The sequence below is a fragment of the Klebsiella sp. TF21-TM genome, from assembly GCF_019753495.1.
Classification (GTDB): Bacteria; Pseudomonadota; Gammaproteobacteria; order Enterobacterales; family Enterobacteriaceae; genus Klebsiella; species Klebsiella quasipneumoniae.
The window spans coordinates 231,830-247,008 of record NZ_JAIJYL010000005.1; the positions used below are offsets into that span (position 1 = coordinate 231,830).

The window sequence follows — 15,179 nt, forward strand, 5'->3', positions numbered from 1 at the left end:
TGTCTGCTTCCCCTGAGTTGTTATAGGTGCAGTATTTCCGGCATCAGGATGGAGATGAAGTAATTAAAAATTCTGGCTAATAGCGAATCGTTTTTAGAACAAAAGCGGGAAAGGATAGTTGATTTTGCGCGGTGGGTTGGCGGCAGAGGGTTGGCGCCGGGTGGCGGCTACGCCTTGCCCGGCCTACAGATCGCGCAAGGCGTAGGCCGGATAAGCGCAGCGCCACCCGGCACAAAACTCAGCGCTTCGCGTTAAGCTCAGCGATATCCTTCGGCGTGGTGCGGCAGCAGCCGCCGATCAGCTTCGCCCCGGCCGCCAGCCACTGCGGCAGATAATCCGTCAGGCTGGCGCAGGCTTCGCCATGATGGTGCCAGGTCTTGCTCACCGCATCATAATGTTCGCCGGAGTTAGGATAGACCACCAGCGGCAGCGCCGTCAGGCTGTGCAGATGCGCCAGCGCCGCGGGCGTATTTTCCAGCGCGATACAGTTGATGCCCACTGCCACCACCTGCGGGTTATCCGCCAGGGCGGCCATCACCTCGCGCAGCGGCGTGCCATCGCTGAGATGTTCGGCGTCGCGCAGCGTGAAGGAGTACCAGGCGCGGGCGCGGGGATACTCCTGCAGCAGGGCTGTCAGGGCCTGGATCTCGGCGAATGACGGCAGGGTTTCACAAGCCAGCAGGTCGGCGCCCGCATCCAGCAGCGCTTCGACGCGCGGGCGGTGGAAGGCCTGGAACTCTGCCGCGCTGCGCTGATAATCGCCGCGATACTCCGAGCCGTCGGCGAGAAAGGCGCCATACGGCCCCACCGAACCGGCGACCAGCAGCGTGCCGGCGTGTAGATTCTCAGCGAGGTACGCCTCGCGCGCTTTGCGCGCCAGCTCGACGCTTTTGCCGATCAGCGCCCGGGACTGCGCATCATCCAGGCCGCGCGCGGCAAAGCCGGCGGGAGTGGCCTGATAGCTGGCGGTGATCGCCACCTGCGCTCCGGCGCGAAAGTAGTCGAGATGCACATCGCGGATCAGCTGCGGGTTCTCCAGCAGCACTTTCGCCGACCACAGGCTATCAGCCAGATCGCAGCCGCGGGCCTCCAGCTCGGTGGCCATGGCGCCGTCCAGCAGCACAAAAGGCTGGGCGGCAAGCAGGGCGGTAAACGGATTAGTCTGCGACATGTTGTGGCTCCTGAGTCATTTTCCGTGAACGAGTAAGATACCAGGCACCATAGCACAGGGCCACGAAGGGGATCCCGCACCACAGCGCAATTCTCTGGCTCGGGTCAAAAGCGAGGCCCACGCAGGCGACCAGGCACAGCACAAAGCCCAGAATCGGCACCACCGGATACCAGGGGGCGCGATACTGCAGATCGCTCAGCGCCTTACCCTGCTGCAGATGGCGGCGGCGGAACATAAAGTGCGAGGCGCAGATGCTCAACCACACCGCCACCACCGCAAAGCCGGAGATCGCCGACAGCGCCACAAACACCGTATCGGGCGCCACCACGCTGGAGAACAGCGCCAGCACGCCGCCCAGCATACTCACCGACAGCGCCGTCACCGGCACGCCCCGTTTATTGACTTTGGCAAAGCAGGCCGGCAGCGTCTTCTCGTTCGACAGCGACCACAGCATCCGCCCGGAAGCGTACAGGCCGGAGTTGGCCGCCGAGAGGATCGCCGTCAGGATCACGAAGTTGAAAATATCCGCCGCGTAAGGGATGCCCACCTTTTCAAACACCAGCACGAAGGGGCTTTTCTCCACCCCCGCCTGTTGCATCGGGATCAGCGCCGCCAGCACAAACACGGTGCCGATAAAGAAAATAATCAGCCGGGCGATGGTGGTGCGGATGGCGACCGGAATGACCTTATGCGGGTTTTCCGTTTCTCCGGCGGCAATGCCGATAAGCTCCGTCCCGGAGAAGGCGAAGTTCACCGCCACCATGGTCATCAGGATCGGCAGGCCGCCGTGCGGGAACCAGCCTTCGGCGGTGAGATTGCGCAGGCCCGGCGCCGGGGAGCCATCCTGCATCGGAATGATGCCGAAAATGGCCGCGCCGCCGAGAATAATAAACGCGATGATAGTGATCACTTTCACCAGCGAGAACCAGAACTCGCCTTCGGCGAAGAAGCGGGTCGAAATGATGTTAAGACCGAAAATCACCGCGCAGAACACCACGCACCAGATCCAGACCGGCACCTGCGGGAACCAGTACTGCATACAGAAGCCGGCGGCGGTGAAGCTCGAACCCAGCGCCACCGTCCACGTCAGCCAGTAGAGCCACGCCACGGTATAGCCCGTCGCCGGGCCAAGGTAGCGCGCCGCGTAAACATGGAAGGCGCCGGTCTCCGGCATCGCCACCGACAGTTCGCCGAGGCACTGCATCACCAGCCAGACCACCAGGGCGCCAATCAGATACGCCAGCAGCGTTCCGGCCGCGCCGGTGGTGGAGATGATATAGCCGGTATTAAAGAACAGGCCGGTGCCAATCACGCCGCCGAGCGACAGCATGATCAGATGGCGCGTTTTCATGGTGCGCTTCAGTTGCCCACCTTGTTGTTGTGTTGTGCTTTGCATTTTATTTTCTCACGCCAGCCCGCTTGCCCGGGCCATGATGCGTATAAACGTATAGACATCTAAACATCCAAAAGAAGAAGTGTTATACCGTGCCACCGCGGAAAAAGCAAAGCCGCTGCACCAGGTCGCGCGCCGACAGCGTGCAGCCTGCCCCATTTTTGCGCAGCGCCGGTGAGCGCGCCACGGGCTGGCGCCTCATCGCGGCGGACAACGTTCTGGCACTCTCTTTGCAGCCTGTCGTTCAGAACCTTTCTATCTGGCGAGGCAACACGTATGACAGAGCACACCACCACCTTAAAAAGAACGCTCGGCAGTTTTCGTTTATGGGGGATCGCCGTCGGACTGGTGATATCCGGGGAGTACTTCGGCTGGAGCTACGGCTGGTCGCAGGCGGGCACGATGGGGTTTATGGTCGTCGCCCTGGCGGTCGCCGCCATGTACTGCGCCTTTATTTTCAGCTTTACCGAGCTGACCACCGCCATCCCGCACGCTGGCGGCCCTTTCGCCTACGCCTACCGCGCCTTCGGGCCCACCGGCGGCTTTATCGCCGGTTTTGCCACCCTGATTGAATTCGTCTTCGCCCCGCCGGCCATCGCCATGGCCATCGGCGCCTACCTCAACGTGCAGTTTCCGGCGCTGGATCCGAAATGGGTCGCCTGCAGCGCTTACGTGATCTTTATGACGCTCAATATCCTCGGCGTCGGCATCGCCGCCACCTTCGAGCTGATCGTCACCCTGCTGGCCATCTTCGAACTGCTGGTGTTTATGGGCGTGGTCGCCCCCGGCTTCTCCTGGAGCCACTTCACCGCCAACGGCTGGGCGGGCGCGGAAAGCTTTAGCGGCCTGGCGCTGCCGGGGATGTTCGCCGCCATTCCGTTCGCTATCTGGTTTTTTCTCGCCATTGAGGGGGCTTCCATGGCCGCCGAAGAGGCCAAAGATCCGCAGCGCACCATTCCGCGCGCCCTGGGCGGCGGCATTCTGACGCTGACGGTGCTGGCGATCGGCGTGATGGTCTTCGCCGGCGGCGTCGGCGACTGGCGCGCGCTGTCCAATATCAACGACCCGCTGCCTCAGGCGATGAAGACGGTGGTGGGCAACGGCAGCGGCTGGCTGCATATGCTGGTGTGGCTGGGGCTGTTTGGCCTCGTCGCCTCCTTCCACGGCATCATTATGGGCTACTCGCGGCAGATCTACTCCCTCGCCCGCGCCGGCTATCTGCCCGCCGGGCTGGCCTCCCTCAACCGCCGCACCCGCACCCCGCATCTGGCGATCCTCGCCGGCGGCGTGGTGGGTATCGCCGCGATCTTCTCCGACTCGCTGATCACCATCAGCGGCATGCCGTTGACCGCCTGCATCGTCACCATGTCGGTATTTGGGGCTATTGTTATGTATATCACTTCCATGGCGGCGCTGTTCAAACTGCGCCGTAGCGAGCCGAAGCTGATCCGTCCGTTCCGCGCGCCGCTCTACCCGCTGGCGCCGGCCTTTGCCCTCGGCATGGCGGTGATCTGCCTGGTGGCGATGGTCTGGTATAACCTGCTGCTGGCGCTGATTTTCGCGGCGATGATGCTCGGCGGCTACCTGTGGTTCCGCAAAACCGCAGCGGCCCGTGAACGGGCGCCAGTGGATCCTCAACTGCGCACGGTCTCCTGAGGAGGCGGCATGTATAAAACCACGCTATCGGGCCAGGTATGGCGCTTTGATAGTCTGAAAACGCTGATGGCGAAAGCGTCGCCGGCCCGCTCCGGCGACGCCCTGGCGGGCGTTATCGCCCACTCGGCCGAAGAGCGGATGGCGGCGAAAATGACCCTCGCCGAGGTGCCGCTGACCGACATTCTCGACAATCCGCTTATCCCCTACGAGCAGGACGAAGTGACCCGCCTGATCCTCGACACCCATGATGCGCAGGGCTTTGCCGACCTGCGTCACCTGACGGTCGGCGATTTCCGCGACTGGCTGCTGGACGATGCCACCGATACCGCCACGCTGCAGCGGGTCGCCCGCGCTATCACCCCGGAGATGGCGGCGGCGGTAAGCAAGCTGATGCGCAATCAGGATCTGATCCTCGCCGCCAGCAAATGTCAGGTGGTGACGCGCTTTCGCAACACCATCGGCCTGCCCGGCCACCTCAGCGTGCGCCTGCAGCCCAATCATCCCACCGATGACCTGAAAGGCATCGCCGCCAGTATGCTCGACGGACTGCTGTACGGCGCCGGGGATGCGGTGATCGGCATCAACCCGGCCAGCGACAGCTTACCGGTGCTGGCGCAGCTGAACGTGATGCTGGACGATATTATCCAGCGCTTCGCCATTCCCACCCAGTCCTGCATTCTGACCCACGTCACCAATACGCTGCAGCTGATTGAGCGCGGCGCGCCGGTGGATCTGGTGTTTCAGTCGGTGGCGGGAACCGAAGCGGCCAACAGCGGCTTCGGCATCAACCTTGCCATGCTGCAGGAGGCCCGCGAGGCGGCCCTCAGCCTCGGTCGCGGCACCCTCGGCAACAATGTAATGTATTTTGAGACCGGCCAGGGGAGCTGCCTGTCGGCCAACGCCCACCACGGCGTCGACCAGCAGACCTGCGAGACGCGGGCCTACGCCGTCGCCCGCCACTTTGAACCGCTGCTGGTCAATACGGTGGTCGGCTTTATCGGTCCGGAGTATCTCTACGACGGTAAGCAGATTATTCGCGCCGGGCTGGAGGATCACTTCTGCGGCAAGCTGATGGGTCTGCCGATCGGCTGCGACGTCTGCTATACCAACCACGCGGAAGCGGATCAGGATGATATGGACACCCTGCTGACCCTGCTGTGCGCCGCCGGGCTCACCTTCCTGATCGGCGTGCCAGGGGCGGACGATATCATGCTTAATTACCAGAGCACCTCGTTCCATGATGCGCTCTACGCCCGTCGTCTGCTGGGCTTAAAGCATGCCCCGGAGTTCGCCGACTGGCTGGCGAAGATGCAAATTATCGATCCGCACGGCGCGCTGCGGCTCACCGACGCCCGCCATCCGCTGCTGTCCGTTCTGCCGCAAGGAGCCCCCGTATGAACCGTCCCGACGCCTGGAACCCGCTGCGTGAATTTACCGATGCGCGGATCGCCCTGGGCCGCAGCGGCGCCAGCCTGCCGACCCGCGAAGTCCTTAACTTTGGTCTGGCCCACGCCAGAGCGCGGGACGCCATTCATCAGCCGTTCGCCAGCCAGCAGCTGGTGGCGCCGCTGGCGGCGCTCGGCCTCGACACCCTGACGGTGCACAGCGCCGCGCCGGACCGTCATACCTATCTGCGGCGCCCGGATCTCGGGCGGCAGCTCGCCGACGAGAGTCGCGCCGACCTCGCCGCCAGCGGCGTCCGCCCCGCCGACCTGCTGCTGGTGATCGGCGACGGCCTCTCTTCCTGGGCGGTAGAGCGTCAGGCGGTGCCGTTGATCCGCGCCCTGCTGCCCTGGCTGCAGACGCTGGGGATCGGCCTGGCGCCGGTGGTGCTGGCCCATCAGTCGCGGGTGGCGCTGGGGGATGATATTGGCGAAACCCTGAAAGCCCGCGCGGTAGCGATCCTGATTGGCGAACGACCGGGCCTCTCCTCGCCGGACAGCCTCGGCGTCTACCTCACCTGGCAGCCCCATCGGCAGCGGCTGGAGTCAGAGCGCAACTGTATCTCCAATATTCGCCCGGAAGGGCTGAGCCATGACGCCGCCGCCTTTAAACTGGCCTGGCTGCTGGAGCAGGCTTTTTTACGACGGCTTACCGGCGTGCGCCTGAAAGATGAAAGCGATAATCCGGCGCTGCATGGAAAAATAAAACCATTGCCCCCTTTAAAATAATAAGTCACGCGAGCCGAAGAATAGATTTTTAATATTACCTGGCGCACCTGAATATTATATTCGGGTGCGCGCTGAAATCCCCCGGCGGCGCTTCGCTGGCGCGAGCCTGTGGAAACCGTTCAACCGGTTTATATTGCTTTTTTTCCAGGCCGGATAAGGCGCCAGTCGCCCCCCGGCAAAATACGTTCAGCGTATCAAAAGCCGTGTTGTCACCAGCCTTATGCCCTTGCCTGCAGGTAATAAGAATATTGCATGAGTAAAAACGAAACGGACGTTGTAAGGTAATTCAGCGCCTTAAAAATACCCGTCATACTTTAAGTTGCATGTGCGTTGGCTGCGTTCTCTCCCCCCAGTCACTGACTTCTGCAAGCGCCTGGGAAATCGCTCACATGCCACCTTCATGCGACTCGAATTATTTAGGGTATATATCTCGTTATCTATTCAACATAACAGCCAATAATTCGCCAGATACGCTGGCGAATTATTCCTCAATGTTATGCAGTCATTGATGGTTAAAGATAAATAATCGACCGACGGAGAAATACCAATGAAATCGTTTTCCGGGAAAGCGTCTTTAATGGCCACGCTGGTAGCCGCGCTGGCCGGCGCGAGCAGCGCGCAGGCAGCGGAAATTAAAATCGGGGTGGTATTACCCCTGAGCGGCGCCCTCAGCGGCTATGGTCAGCCGTCGCAGAAAGGGCTGGACATTATTCAGACCATCACCCCGACGTTAAAAAATGGCGATACCATCAAGCTTATCGTTATCGATGATAAAAGCGACAAAGTCGAAGCGGCCAACGCCATGCAGCGGCTGGTCTCCAGCGATAAAGTGGATGCCGTGATCGGGGAAGTCACCTCCTCCAACACCCTGGCGATGACCAAGATCGCCGACGACAGCAAAACGCCGCTGGTCTCCTCCACCGCCACCAACGACCGCGTCACCCGCAACCATCCGTACGTCAGCCGGGTCTGCTTCTCGGACAGCTTCCAGGGGGTGGTCGGGGCCAATCTGGCCTCCCGCGATCTGAAAGCCAAAACCGCCGCCATCGTGTTTGACAGTAGCAACGATTACTCCGTCGGCCTGGCGAAAGCGTTCCGCACCCAGTTCCTGAAAAACGGCGGCACCATTCCCATCGAGGTACAGGCCCCGGGCGGCAGCAAGGACTTTAAAGCCCAGCTGGCGAGCGTCAAGGCGAAGAATGTCGACATGATTTATATGCCGATCTACTACACCGAAGGGGCGCTGATTGCCGTGCAGTCAAAACAGCTGGGGCTCAACAAACCGGTGGTGGGCGGCGACGGTCTGGCCGCAGATCAGGTCTTCTTCGATGTGGGTAAAGACGCGGTCAACGGCTATATGACCACCGATTACTACTCGCCGAACGCCAAAGAGCAGACCCCGGCCGGGGAAACCTTCATCAAAGCCTGGGAAGCCAAATACCAGCAGCCGACCCATACCTGGGGCGCAATGGCGGCGGACGCCTATAACGTCATCGTCAACGCCATGAACCAGTGCAGCGATCCCCACGATCGGGTCTGCGTGAATGAAAAAATCCGCGCCACCAAAGATTTCCAGGGCGTGACCGGCACGCTGACGTTACAGAACGGCGACGCCATTCGCAGCGCGGTCATCAACGAAGTGAAAGATGGCAAGCTGGCGTTTCGTACCGTGGTTAACCCTTAAGTTGTGACGAGGCTACAAAATGGACGGCGCCATTTTTCTCCAGCAAGTGGTCAATGGAATGAGTCTTGGGGGCATGTACGCCCTGATTGCCATCGGTTATACGATGGTTTATGGCGTGCTAAGGCTGATCAACTTCGCCCATGCGGACGTGATGATGGTCGGCGCGTTTAGTACGCTGTTTTTATTTTCTTCGGTTGGGCTACCCTTCGGGGTAGCCGTTTTCCTGACTCTCGGGCTGTGCGGCCTGTTTGGCATGCTGATTGACCGGGTCGCCTATCGTCCGCTGCGCCAGGCCTCGAAAATTTCCATGCTGATCACCGCCATCGGCGTCAGCTTCTTCCTCGAAAACCTGTTTAACGTGCTGTTTGGCGGCAGCTCGCGCTTCTTCTCCGCCCCTGACTTTTTCAACCAGACCCGGGCCTTCGGCAGCGTCATCATTACCAACGTGGCGTGGATTGTGCCGCTGATCACCGTCCTGCTGCTGCTGGCGATCCTCTGGCTGCTGTACCGCACCCGCTATGGAATGGCGATCCGCGCGGTAGCCTTTGACGTCAACACCGTGCGTCTGATGGGCATTGACGCCAACCGGATCATCTCCCTGGTCTTCGCCCTCGGCAGCAGCCTCGCGGCGCTCGGCGGCGTGTTCTACTCCATCAGCTACCCGACGATCGATCCCCTGATGGGCGTGCTTATCGGCCTGAAGGCCTTCGCCGCCGCCGTGCTGGGCGGGATCGGCAGCGTCACCGGCGCGGTGCTGGGCGGCTTTATCCTCGGTTTTACCGAGGTGGTCGCGGTGGCGATCTTCCCCGAACTGGGCGGCTATAAAGACGCTTTCGCCTTCCTGTTCTTGATTCTGGTCCTCTTGTTCCGCCCGGTCGGCATTATGGGCGACGAACGTCTGGAAAGGAGCCGTTTCTGATGCTCAACGCGACGACCACCGCCGGGGCGCAGCTGCGCAACCTGGCCATTATTGTCATCTGTATCGCGCTGCTGGCCGGAATCAACGTGGTTTTCAATGACTACATTGTTCGCGTCATCAGCACCATTTTTATCTTTATGATCCTCGCGGTCAGCTACAACCTGATCAACGGCGTAACCGGCCAGCTGTCGCTGGAGCCGAACGGCTTCGTGGCGGTAGGCGCCTACGTCACCGCCCTGCTGATCCTCTCCAGCGACAGCAAGGTAGACATGTTTGAAATGGCCGCCCCCAGCCCGTGGATCCTCAGCCTGCACGCGGGCTTCCTCCCCGCCCTGCTGATAAGCGGCCTGTGCGCGGCGGCGCTGGCGGTGTGCCTCGCCGTGCCGGTCTTCCGGGTGCGCGGCGACTACCTGGCCATCGTCACCCTCGGCTTCGGGTTTATCATCAAGATCCTCGCCATTAACAACCCGCAAATCACCAACGGCGCCATCGGGCTGAACGATATTCCGCAGCAGCCGCATCTCCTGTTCTGGTGCGGCCTGTTCGCCCTGCTGGCTACCGGCATGATCCTCCAGCTGGTGTGGTCGAAGTATGGCCGGATGATGAAAGCCATTCGCGACGATGAAGATGCGGCGATCGCCATGGGGGTCAACACCTTCCGCATTAAAACCTGCGCCTTCGCCACCAGCGCCTTCTTCGAAGGGATCGGCGGCGGTCTGCTGGCTTCCCTGCTGACCACCATTTCCCCGGGGCTGTTCGACTTTATGCTCACCTTCCAGCTGCTGATTATTATCGTCCTCGGCGGGCTCGGCAGCACCACCGGCGCCCTGCTCGGCACCGTGCTGGTGGTCGGCAGCGGCGAGTGGCTGCGCTTTCTCGACCAGCCGCTGCAGTTCTTCGGTCACGATCTCGGCGCCTATCCGGGCCTGAGAATGGTGGTCTTCTCCCTGCTGCTGCTGATCATCATGCTTTTCGCCCGCGAAGGGCTGCTGGGGAAAAAAGAGATTTGGCAGATGGGAAGAAGGAACAGCAGCTATGGCGGAAAATAAAATCATCCTGCAGGTGCAGGACGTCACCATGCAGTTTGGCGGCCTGCGGGCCATCGACAACGTCAGCTTCCATGTTGATGAAGCGGAGATCTTTGGCCTTATCGGCCCGAACGGCGCGGGCAAAACGACCCTGTTTAACGTCATCACCGCCAACTATAAGCCCACCAGCGGCAGCGTCACCCTCGCGGGCGCCTCGCTGAAGGGGCTAAAGCCCAACCAGGTGGTCAACGCCGGGATCGCCCGCACCTTCCAGAATATCCGTCTGTTTAACTCGATGACGGTGCTGGAGAACGTAATGGTCGGGCTCGACCGGGCCAGCCGCTATTCGCTGCTGGAGGCGGCCCTGCACATTGGCCGCTACTTTCCGGCCGAGCGGGCGGCGAAGGCCAAAGCGATGGCCATTCTGGAAGACATCGGCATCGCCCACTTCGCCCATATGCAGGCCACGAACCTGAGCTATGGCAACCAGCGCAAAGTGGAGATCGCCCGCGCGCTGGCCACCTCGCCGAAGCTGCTGCTGCTCGATGAGCCGGCCGCCGGGATGAACCCGAAGGAGACCGAGGATCTGGCGGAGCTGATCTTCCGCATGCGCCATGACTATCAGCTCAGCGTCCTGTTAATCGAGCACGATATGCCCTTCGTCAACCGTCTGTGCGAACGGGTGATGGTCCTGGAGTATGGTAAGCCATTGTTCAGCGGCCTGATGGCCGAGGCGATCCAGCATCCGGACGTCATTTCCGCTTATCTGGGAGAAGCCAATTATGCTTAACGCCAGAGAACTGAAGGTCTTTTACGGCGTGATCCAGGGGCTGAAAGGCGTCGATATCGATGTTTATGACCGGGAGATCGTCACCCTGATCGGCAGCAATGGCGCCGGTAAAACCTCCACCCTCAATGGGATCGTCAACCTGGTGGGCTCCAGCGGGCGCGTCAGCTTCCTCAACGACGATATCTCGCGCAGCCAGACCCACCAGATCGTACGTCGCGGGCTGGCGCTGGTGCCGGAGGGACGCCGGGTCTTTACCAACCTGACTATCGAAGAGAACCTGCGCATGGGCGCTTACAATAATCTCGCCGGCTACACCCGCCTGCGCGATCGTATGTACGCCCTCTTTCCACGGCTCAAGGAGCGGCGCCATCAGATGGCGGGCACCATGAGCGGCGGCGAGCAGCAGATGCTGGCCATCGCCCGGGCGCTGATGAGCGAGCCGGTGTTATTGATGCTGGATGAACCGAGCCTCGGGCTGGCGCCGAAAATTGTCGGCGAGCTGTTCGGCATCATTAAGCAACTGCGCGAAGAGAATATGACGGTGCTGCTGGTGGAGCAGAATGCGACGGCCGCGCTGGCGATCGCCGATCGGGCGTATGTCCTGGAGAATGGCCGGATCACCTTGTCAGGCGCGGCGCGGGAGATGCTGACTAACCCGGAAATTAAGCGGATGTATCTGGGGGGATAAGGGTGGTTAAAACTGCCTGGGCTGCGGCGGCGCCTCCTGCGATGCCGCAACCTCAGGCAGTCTCTTGCTACACAAAGCACACCTCGTTCCAGTAGGCTTCTCGCGTCCTGCGTCGCTCAGTATGTCTTATCATGACGGAACCACCGGGTTTCCACGTTGCCAATGTCCACGCCGTAGAGGCTGGCCACCGGCAGGATCGCCTCCATGACGCGTTGAGTATCTTGCTGTCCGGCTTCACCGTTGGACAAAAAAGCCAGCCAGCCCGTTAACCGTTGCCACAATGCCACTTTCGTTTTCTCCTCTGTCGGGAAGCGAATCGCCTGGGTCTATTTCAACCACAGTTGGCCGGGCGCGGGAAATATTAATTCCGAATTTGCAATCCTGGCTGGCGCATATTACGCCCGGTCCTGTCACCCTCACCCTGGCCCTCTCCCTGAGGAAGAAGGGGCCGCCCGGCAGTCGTGACTGCGCCGGTAAAACGCTACCAGCGCATAAAGAATACCCACAGGTTTGTTAAGTTCTTTTTCGTTATAGATAAGAATTTTTTCTTCTTTGCCGCCGACGGGCAATGTGTGGGAGCGTGATGTCCACAAAACAAAACAGGGATTCAGGGGAAAAAATATGCGCAACAAAACCACAAAAATCGCACTGGCGCTGGGTATGCTGCTGCTCGCCTCGCAGGCGCAGGCCGACCAGCTGGCTGACATCAAAGCCGCCGGCGTCGTGAAAGTCGCCACCTTTGACGCCAATCCGCCGTTCGGCTCCGTGGACGCCAAAACCCACCATATCGTCGGCTACGACGTCGACTTTGCCCAGGCGCTGGCGAAAGCGCTCGGCGTCAAACTCGAACTGGTGGCCACTAACCCGGCCAACCGTATTCCGCTGCTGCAGTCCGGCAAAGCCGACCTGATCGTCGCCGACATTACCATCACCCCGGAGCGGGCCCAGGTTATTGATTTCTCAACGCCGTATTTCGTCACCGGCCAGCAGTTCCTCGTGCCGGCCGGCTCTCCGGATAAGCTTGATGAGTACAGCAAAGCGCGCATCGGCGCGGTGAAAGGCACCACCGGCGAACAGGCGCTGCACCAGCGTTTCCCGCAGGCTCGCGTCCTCTCCTATGACGATATTCCGCTGGCCCTGACCGCCCTGCGCAACGGCAACGTCCAGGCCATCACCCAGGACAGCACCATCCTTGCCGGTCTGCTGGCGGAAGCGCCGGATAAAGCCAAGTTTAAAATTCTGCCCGACCTGCTCAGCAAAGAAGAGATTGGCGTGGGGGTGAAGAAAGGCGAACCGGCCCTGCTGAAGGCCGTCAACGATGAGCTGGTGAAGCTGGAGAAAACCGGCGAAGCCGCGAAAATTTACGATGTCTGGTTTGGCCCTGCCACTAAAACGCCGCAGCCGCGCGCCTTTACCATAGAAGCGAAATAATATGTTCTCGGGTTTATTCTCCCACTCCGCGGCTCCGGCCGCGGATTTTTCACGTCTGCAGCGCGCCAGCATTACCTTTCGTGAGGTGGCCAAGCGCTACGGCGATCATCAGGTGCTCAACGCCATCAACCTGCAGGTCGATCCCGGCGAAGTGGTGGCGATCCTCGGCCCTTCCGGATCGGGAAAATCGACGCTGATCCGCCTGATCAACCAGCTCGAATCCTTAAGCGGCGGCGAGATCCTGATCGACGGCAAACCCACCAGCCGGCTGAGCGGCAGCGCCTTGCGCCAGCTGCGCAGCCGCGTCGGCTTTGTCTTCCAGCAGTTCAACCTTTACGCCCACCTGACGGCGCAGGAGAACATCACGCTGGCGCTGGAGCGCGTCCACGGCTGGGGAAAAAGCGCGGCACAGGAGCGGGCGCTGGCGCTGCTGCGTCAGGTCGGGCTGGAGGAGAAAGCGCAGCAGATGCCGGCGCAGCTCTCCGGCGGCCAGCAGCAGCGGGTGGCGATCGCCCGCGCCCTGGCCTCCTCGCCGCAGATTATCCTGTTCGATGAGCCCACTTCGGCGCTCGACCCGGAGATGATCGGCGAAGTTTTGCAGGTGATGAAAAACCTCGCCCACAGCGGGATCACCATGCTGGTGGTGACCCACGAGATGCAGTTTGCCCGCGAAATTGCCGACCGGGTGGTGTTTATCGACGGCGGCGACATTCTCGAGGTCGCCCCGCCGGCTGAGTTTTTCGCCCATCCGCAGCATGCCCGCGCGCGGCGTTTTCTGCAGAAGGTGCTGGATCCGCTGCACCAGGAGAGCCTCGAGTGACGCCAATGCTTGACTGGCACGGCGTCCTGAGCGGACAGCCGTTGCAATGGATTATCTCTGGTTTTCTCACCACCGTCTGGGTCAGCGTCGCCGGGATCCTGCTCGCCACTGCGCTGGCGGTTCTGCTGCTGGCCCTACGTCTCGGCGGCGGCCGCGCGGGGCGCGGGCTGGTGGCCGCGTGGGTCTCGCTGTTTCGCAATACCCCGCTGCTGGTCCAGCTGCTGTTCTGGTACTTTGCCGCCTGGAACCTGCTGCCGCTGGCGGTGAAGAACGTGGTGAACGACGAGCACGCCTGGTCCATTCTGCCGGGCAACGTCTGGTGGCTGACGCCGGAGTTCCTCTGCTCAATGTGGGGGCTGGGGGTCTTTACCTCCGCCTTTCTGGTGGAAGAGATCGCCTCCGGACTGCGCGCCGTCAGCCACGGGCAGCGGGAAGCCGCGCTGTCGCAGGGCTTTACGCCGTGGCAGGAGCTGCGCTTTATCCTTCTGCCGCAGGGGCTGGCCAACGCCTGGCAGCCGATTGTCGGCCAGTATCTCAACCTGATGAAACTCTCATCGCTGGCCAGCGGCATCGGCTTTGCGGAACTGACCTATCAGGTGCGGCAGATTGAGAGCTATAACGCGCACGCCCTGGAGGCTTTTGCCGTCGGCACCGCGCTGTACCTGGCGCTGGGGGTGGCGATGGGCGTGGCGCTAACGCGTCTCGGCCCGGGAAGAAAACTGCAACGGAGCGCCCAACATGAACGCTAATCTGGCGGTGATCGCCGATAACCTTGATTACCTGCTGTGGGGCCGGCTGGCGGAGGGCCAGCCCGGCGGCGTGGCCCTGACCCTGCTGATGGCTATCGGCGCCACGCTGCTGGCGCTGCCGGGAGGCATTGCGCTGGCGGGGCTGGCCTGGCGCTACGGCGGGCTGACGCGGCGTCTGCTGTTTCTGTGGGCGGAAATTATCCGCGGCATCCCGCTGATATTTGTCATCTTCTGGCTGTGGTATCTGCTGCCGATGCTGACCGGCGGCGATCTGCCCGGCGCGGTGACCGTGACCCTGGCGCTGGCGTGGTTTACCGCCGCCTCGGTGATGCACTCGGTGCTGGCGGGGCTGCAGTCGCTGCCGAAAGGTCAGTATGAGGCGGCGCTGACCCAGGGCTTCGCCCCCGGGCAAACGCTGCGCCTGGTGCTGCTCCCGCAGGCGCTGCGCAACGTTCAGCCGTCGCTGGTGGGGATCTTTATCGGCCTGCTGAAGGACACGTCGCTGGCGTTTATCGTCAACGTCCCGGAGCTGACCACCTTGGCCGGCCAGGTCAACAACCGGGTGCAGATCTATCCCCTGGCGATCTTCGTCTTCACCGGCGCGGTGTACTACCTGCTGTGCTGCGGTCTGAGCCTGCTGGCCAGCCGGCGCTTTACCCGCCGCGCGACCGCCGGGTAA

17 protein-coding genes are annotated in these 15,179 nt (G+C 61.6%); 12 read left to right on the plus strand and 5 right to left on the minus strand.

The window, feature by feature from the left end:
* Positions 1-238 precede the first annotated feature (238 nt).
* The 3 genes from mmuM to K5R89_RS07360 form a co-directional block, all read right to left on the minus strand.
* Positions 239-1,171: a homocysteine S-methyltransferase gene (mmuM, locus tag K5R89_RS07350; RefSeq protein WP_217259274.1), complete on the minus strand. Its 933-nt coding sequence runs from the start codon at positions 1,169-1,171 to the stop codon at positions 239-241.
* Positions 1,158-2,567, minus strand: a complete 1,410-nt coding sequence (gene mmuP / locus K5R89_RS07355) for an S-methylmethionine permease (RefSeq protein WP_032453383.1) — start codon at positions 2,565-2,567, stop codon at positions 1,158-1,160. Before mmuP ends, mmuM begins: the two co-directional genes overlap by 14 nt.
* Before the next feature lie 82 nt (positions 2,568-2,649).
* Positions 2,650-2,778, minus strand: coding sequence for a hypothetical protein (locus K5R89_RS07360; protein ID WP_072199122.1), 129 nt, complete (start codon positions 2,776-2,778; stop codon positions 2,650-2,652).
* Positions 2,779-2,840: 62 nt separating this feature from the next.
* Between K5R89_RS07360 and eat the strand changes: the two genes are divergently transcribed.
* Genes eat through eutC form a run of 3 tightly spaced genes read left to right on the plus strand, consistent with a single transcriptional unit; the run spans position 2,841 to position 6,391 of the window.
* A complete protein-coding gene (gene eat / locus K5R89_RS07365; RefSeq protein ID WP_217259275.1) occupies positions 2,841-4,220 on the plus strand; it encodes an ethanolamine permease in 1,380 nt (459 codons plus the stop codon).
* A gap of 9 nt (positions 4,221-4,229) precedes the next feature.
* On the plus strand, positions 4,230-5,618 hold the full coding sequence (locus K5R89_RS07370) for an ethanolamine ammonia-lyase subunit EutB (protein WP_217259276.1): 1,389 nt from the start codon (positions 4,230-4,232) through the stop codon (positions 5,616-5,618).
* Positions 5,615-6,391: an ethanolamine ammonia-lyase subunit EutC gene (eutC, locus tag K5R89_RS07375; RefSeq protein ID WP_080820532.1), complete on the plus strand. Its 777-nt coding sequence runs from the start codon at positions 5,615-5,617 to the stop codon at positions 6,389-6,391. Before K5R89_RS07370 ends, eutC begins: the two co-directional genes overlap by 4 nt.
* Positions 6,392-6,832: 441 nt before the next feature.
* On the opposite strand, the gene K5R89_RS07380 is transcribed toward eutC, so the two are convergent.
* The gene (locus tag K5R89_RS07380; RefSeq protein ID WP_032428606.1) at positions 6,833-6,976 is read right to left on the minus strand and encodes a hypothetical protein; all 144 of its coding nucleotides are present in this window, start codon (positions 6,974-6,976) and stop codon (positions 6,833-6,835) included.
* Between K5R89_RS07380 and K5R89_RS07385 the strand changes: the two genes are divergently transcribed.
* The 5 genes from K5R89_RS07385 to K5R89_RS07405 are packed head-to-tail and all read left to right on the plus strand — an operon-like array spanning position 6,969 to position 11,500.
* The gene (locus tag K5R89_RS07385; protein ID WP_072096492.1) at positions 6,969-8,075 is read left to right on the plus strand and encodes an ABC transporter substrate-binding protein; all 1,107 of its coding nucleotides are present in this window, start codon (positions 6,969-6,971) and stop codon (positions 8,073-8,075) included. The two genes, K5R89_RS07380 and K5R89_RS07385, sit on opposite strands and share 8 nt — an antisense overlap.
* A gap of 19 nt (positions 8,076-8,094) precedes the next feature.
* The gene (locus K5R89_RS07390; RefSeq protein WP_002890128.1) at positions 8,095-8,994 is read left to right on the plus strand and encodes a branched-chain amino acid ABC transporter permease; all 900 of its coding nucleotides are present in this window, start codon (positions 8,095-8,097) and stop codon (positions 8,992-8,994) included.
* Positions 8,994-10,043, plus strand: coding sequence for a branched-chain amino acid ABC transporter permease (locus K5R89_RS07395; RefSeq protein ID WP_008805324.1), 1,050 nt, complete (start codon positions 8,994-8,996; stop codon positions 10,041-10,043). The genes K5R89_RS07390 and K5R89_RS07395 overlap by 1 nt, the downstream gene beginning before the upstream one ends.
* The gene (locus K5R89_RS07400; protein ID WP_023288553.1) at positions 10,030-10,812 is read left to right on the plus strand and encodes an ABC transporter ATP-binding protein; all 783 of its coding nucleotides are present in this window, start codon (positions 10,030-10,032) and stop codon (positions 10,810-10,812) included. Before K5R89_RS07395 ends, K5R89_RS07400 begins: the two co-directional genes overlap by 14 nt.
* Complete coding sequence (locus tag K5R89_RS07405; protein ID WP_217259277.1) at positions 10,805-11,500, plus strand: ABC transporter ATP-binding protein; 696 nt, start codon at positions 10,805-10,807, stop codon at positions 11,498-11,500. The genes K5R89_RS07400 and K5R89_RS07405 overlap by 8 nt, the downstream gene beginning before the upstream one ends.
* Positions 11,501-11,616: 116 nt before the next feature.
* Here K5R89_RS07405 and K5R89_RS07410 read toward each other — a convergent pair whose 3' ends face one another.
* Positions 11,617-11,787, minus strand: coding sequence for a hypothetical protein (locus K5R89_RS07410; RefSeq protein ID WP_002890108.1), 171 nt, complete (start codon positions 11,785-11,787; stop codon positions 11,617-11,619).
* Between the two features lie 334 nt (positions 11,788-12,121).
* Between K5R89_RS07410 and K5R89_RS07415 the strand changes: the two genes are divergently transcribed.
* From K5R89_RS07415 to K5R89_RS07430, 4 genes are read left to right on the plus strand one after another with little or no spacing between them, the layout of a single operon-like run.
* Entirely contained in the window at positions 12,122-12,931 is an 810-nt protein-coding gene (locus K5R89_RS07415; RefSeq protein WP_002890106.1) for an ABC transporter substrate-binding protein, read from the plus strand.
* A gap of 1 nt (position 12,932) precedes the next feature.
* A complete protein-coding gene (locus tag K5R89_RS07420) occupies positions 12,933-13,751 on the plus strand; it encodes an amino acid ABC transporter ATP-binding protein (protein ID WP_023288551.1) in 819 nt (272 codons plus the stop codon).
* Entirely contained in the window at positions 13,748-14,500 is a 753-nt protein-coding gene (locus K5R89_RS07425; RefSeq protein ID WP_044521207.1) for an amino acid ABC transporter permease, read from the plus strand. Before K5R89_RS07420 ends, K5R89_RS07425 begins: the two co-directional genes overlap by 4 nt.
* Positions 14,490-15,179: an amino acid ABC transporter permease gene (locus tag K5R89_RS07430; protein ID WP_217259278.1), complete on the plus strand. Its 690-nt coding sequence runs from the start codon at positions 14,490-14,492 to the stop codon at positions 15,177-15,179. Before K5R89_RS07425 ends, K5R89_RS07430 begins: the two co-directional genes overlap by 11 nt.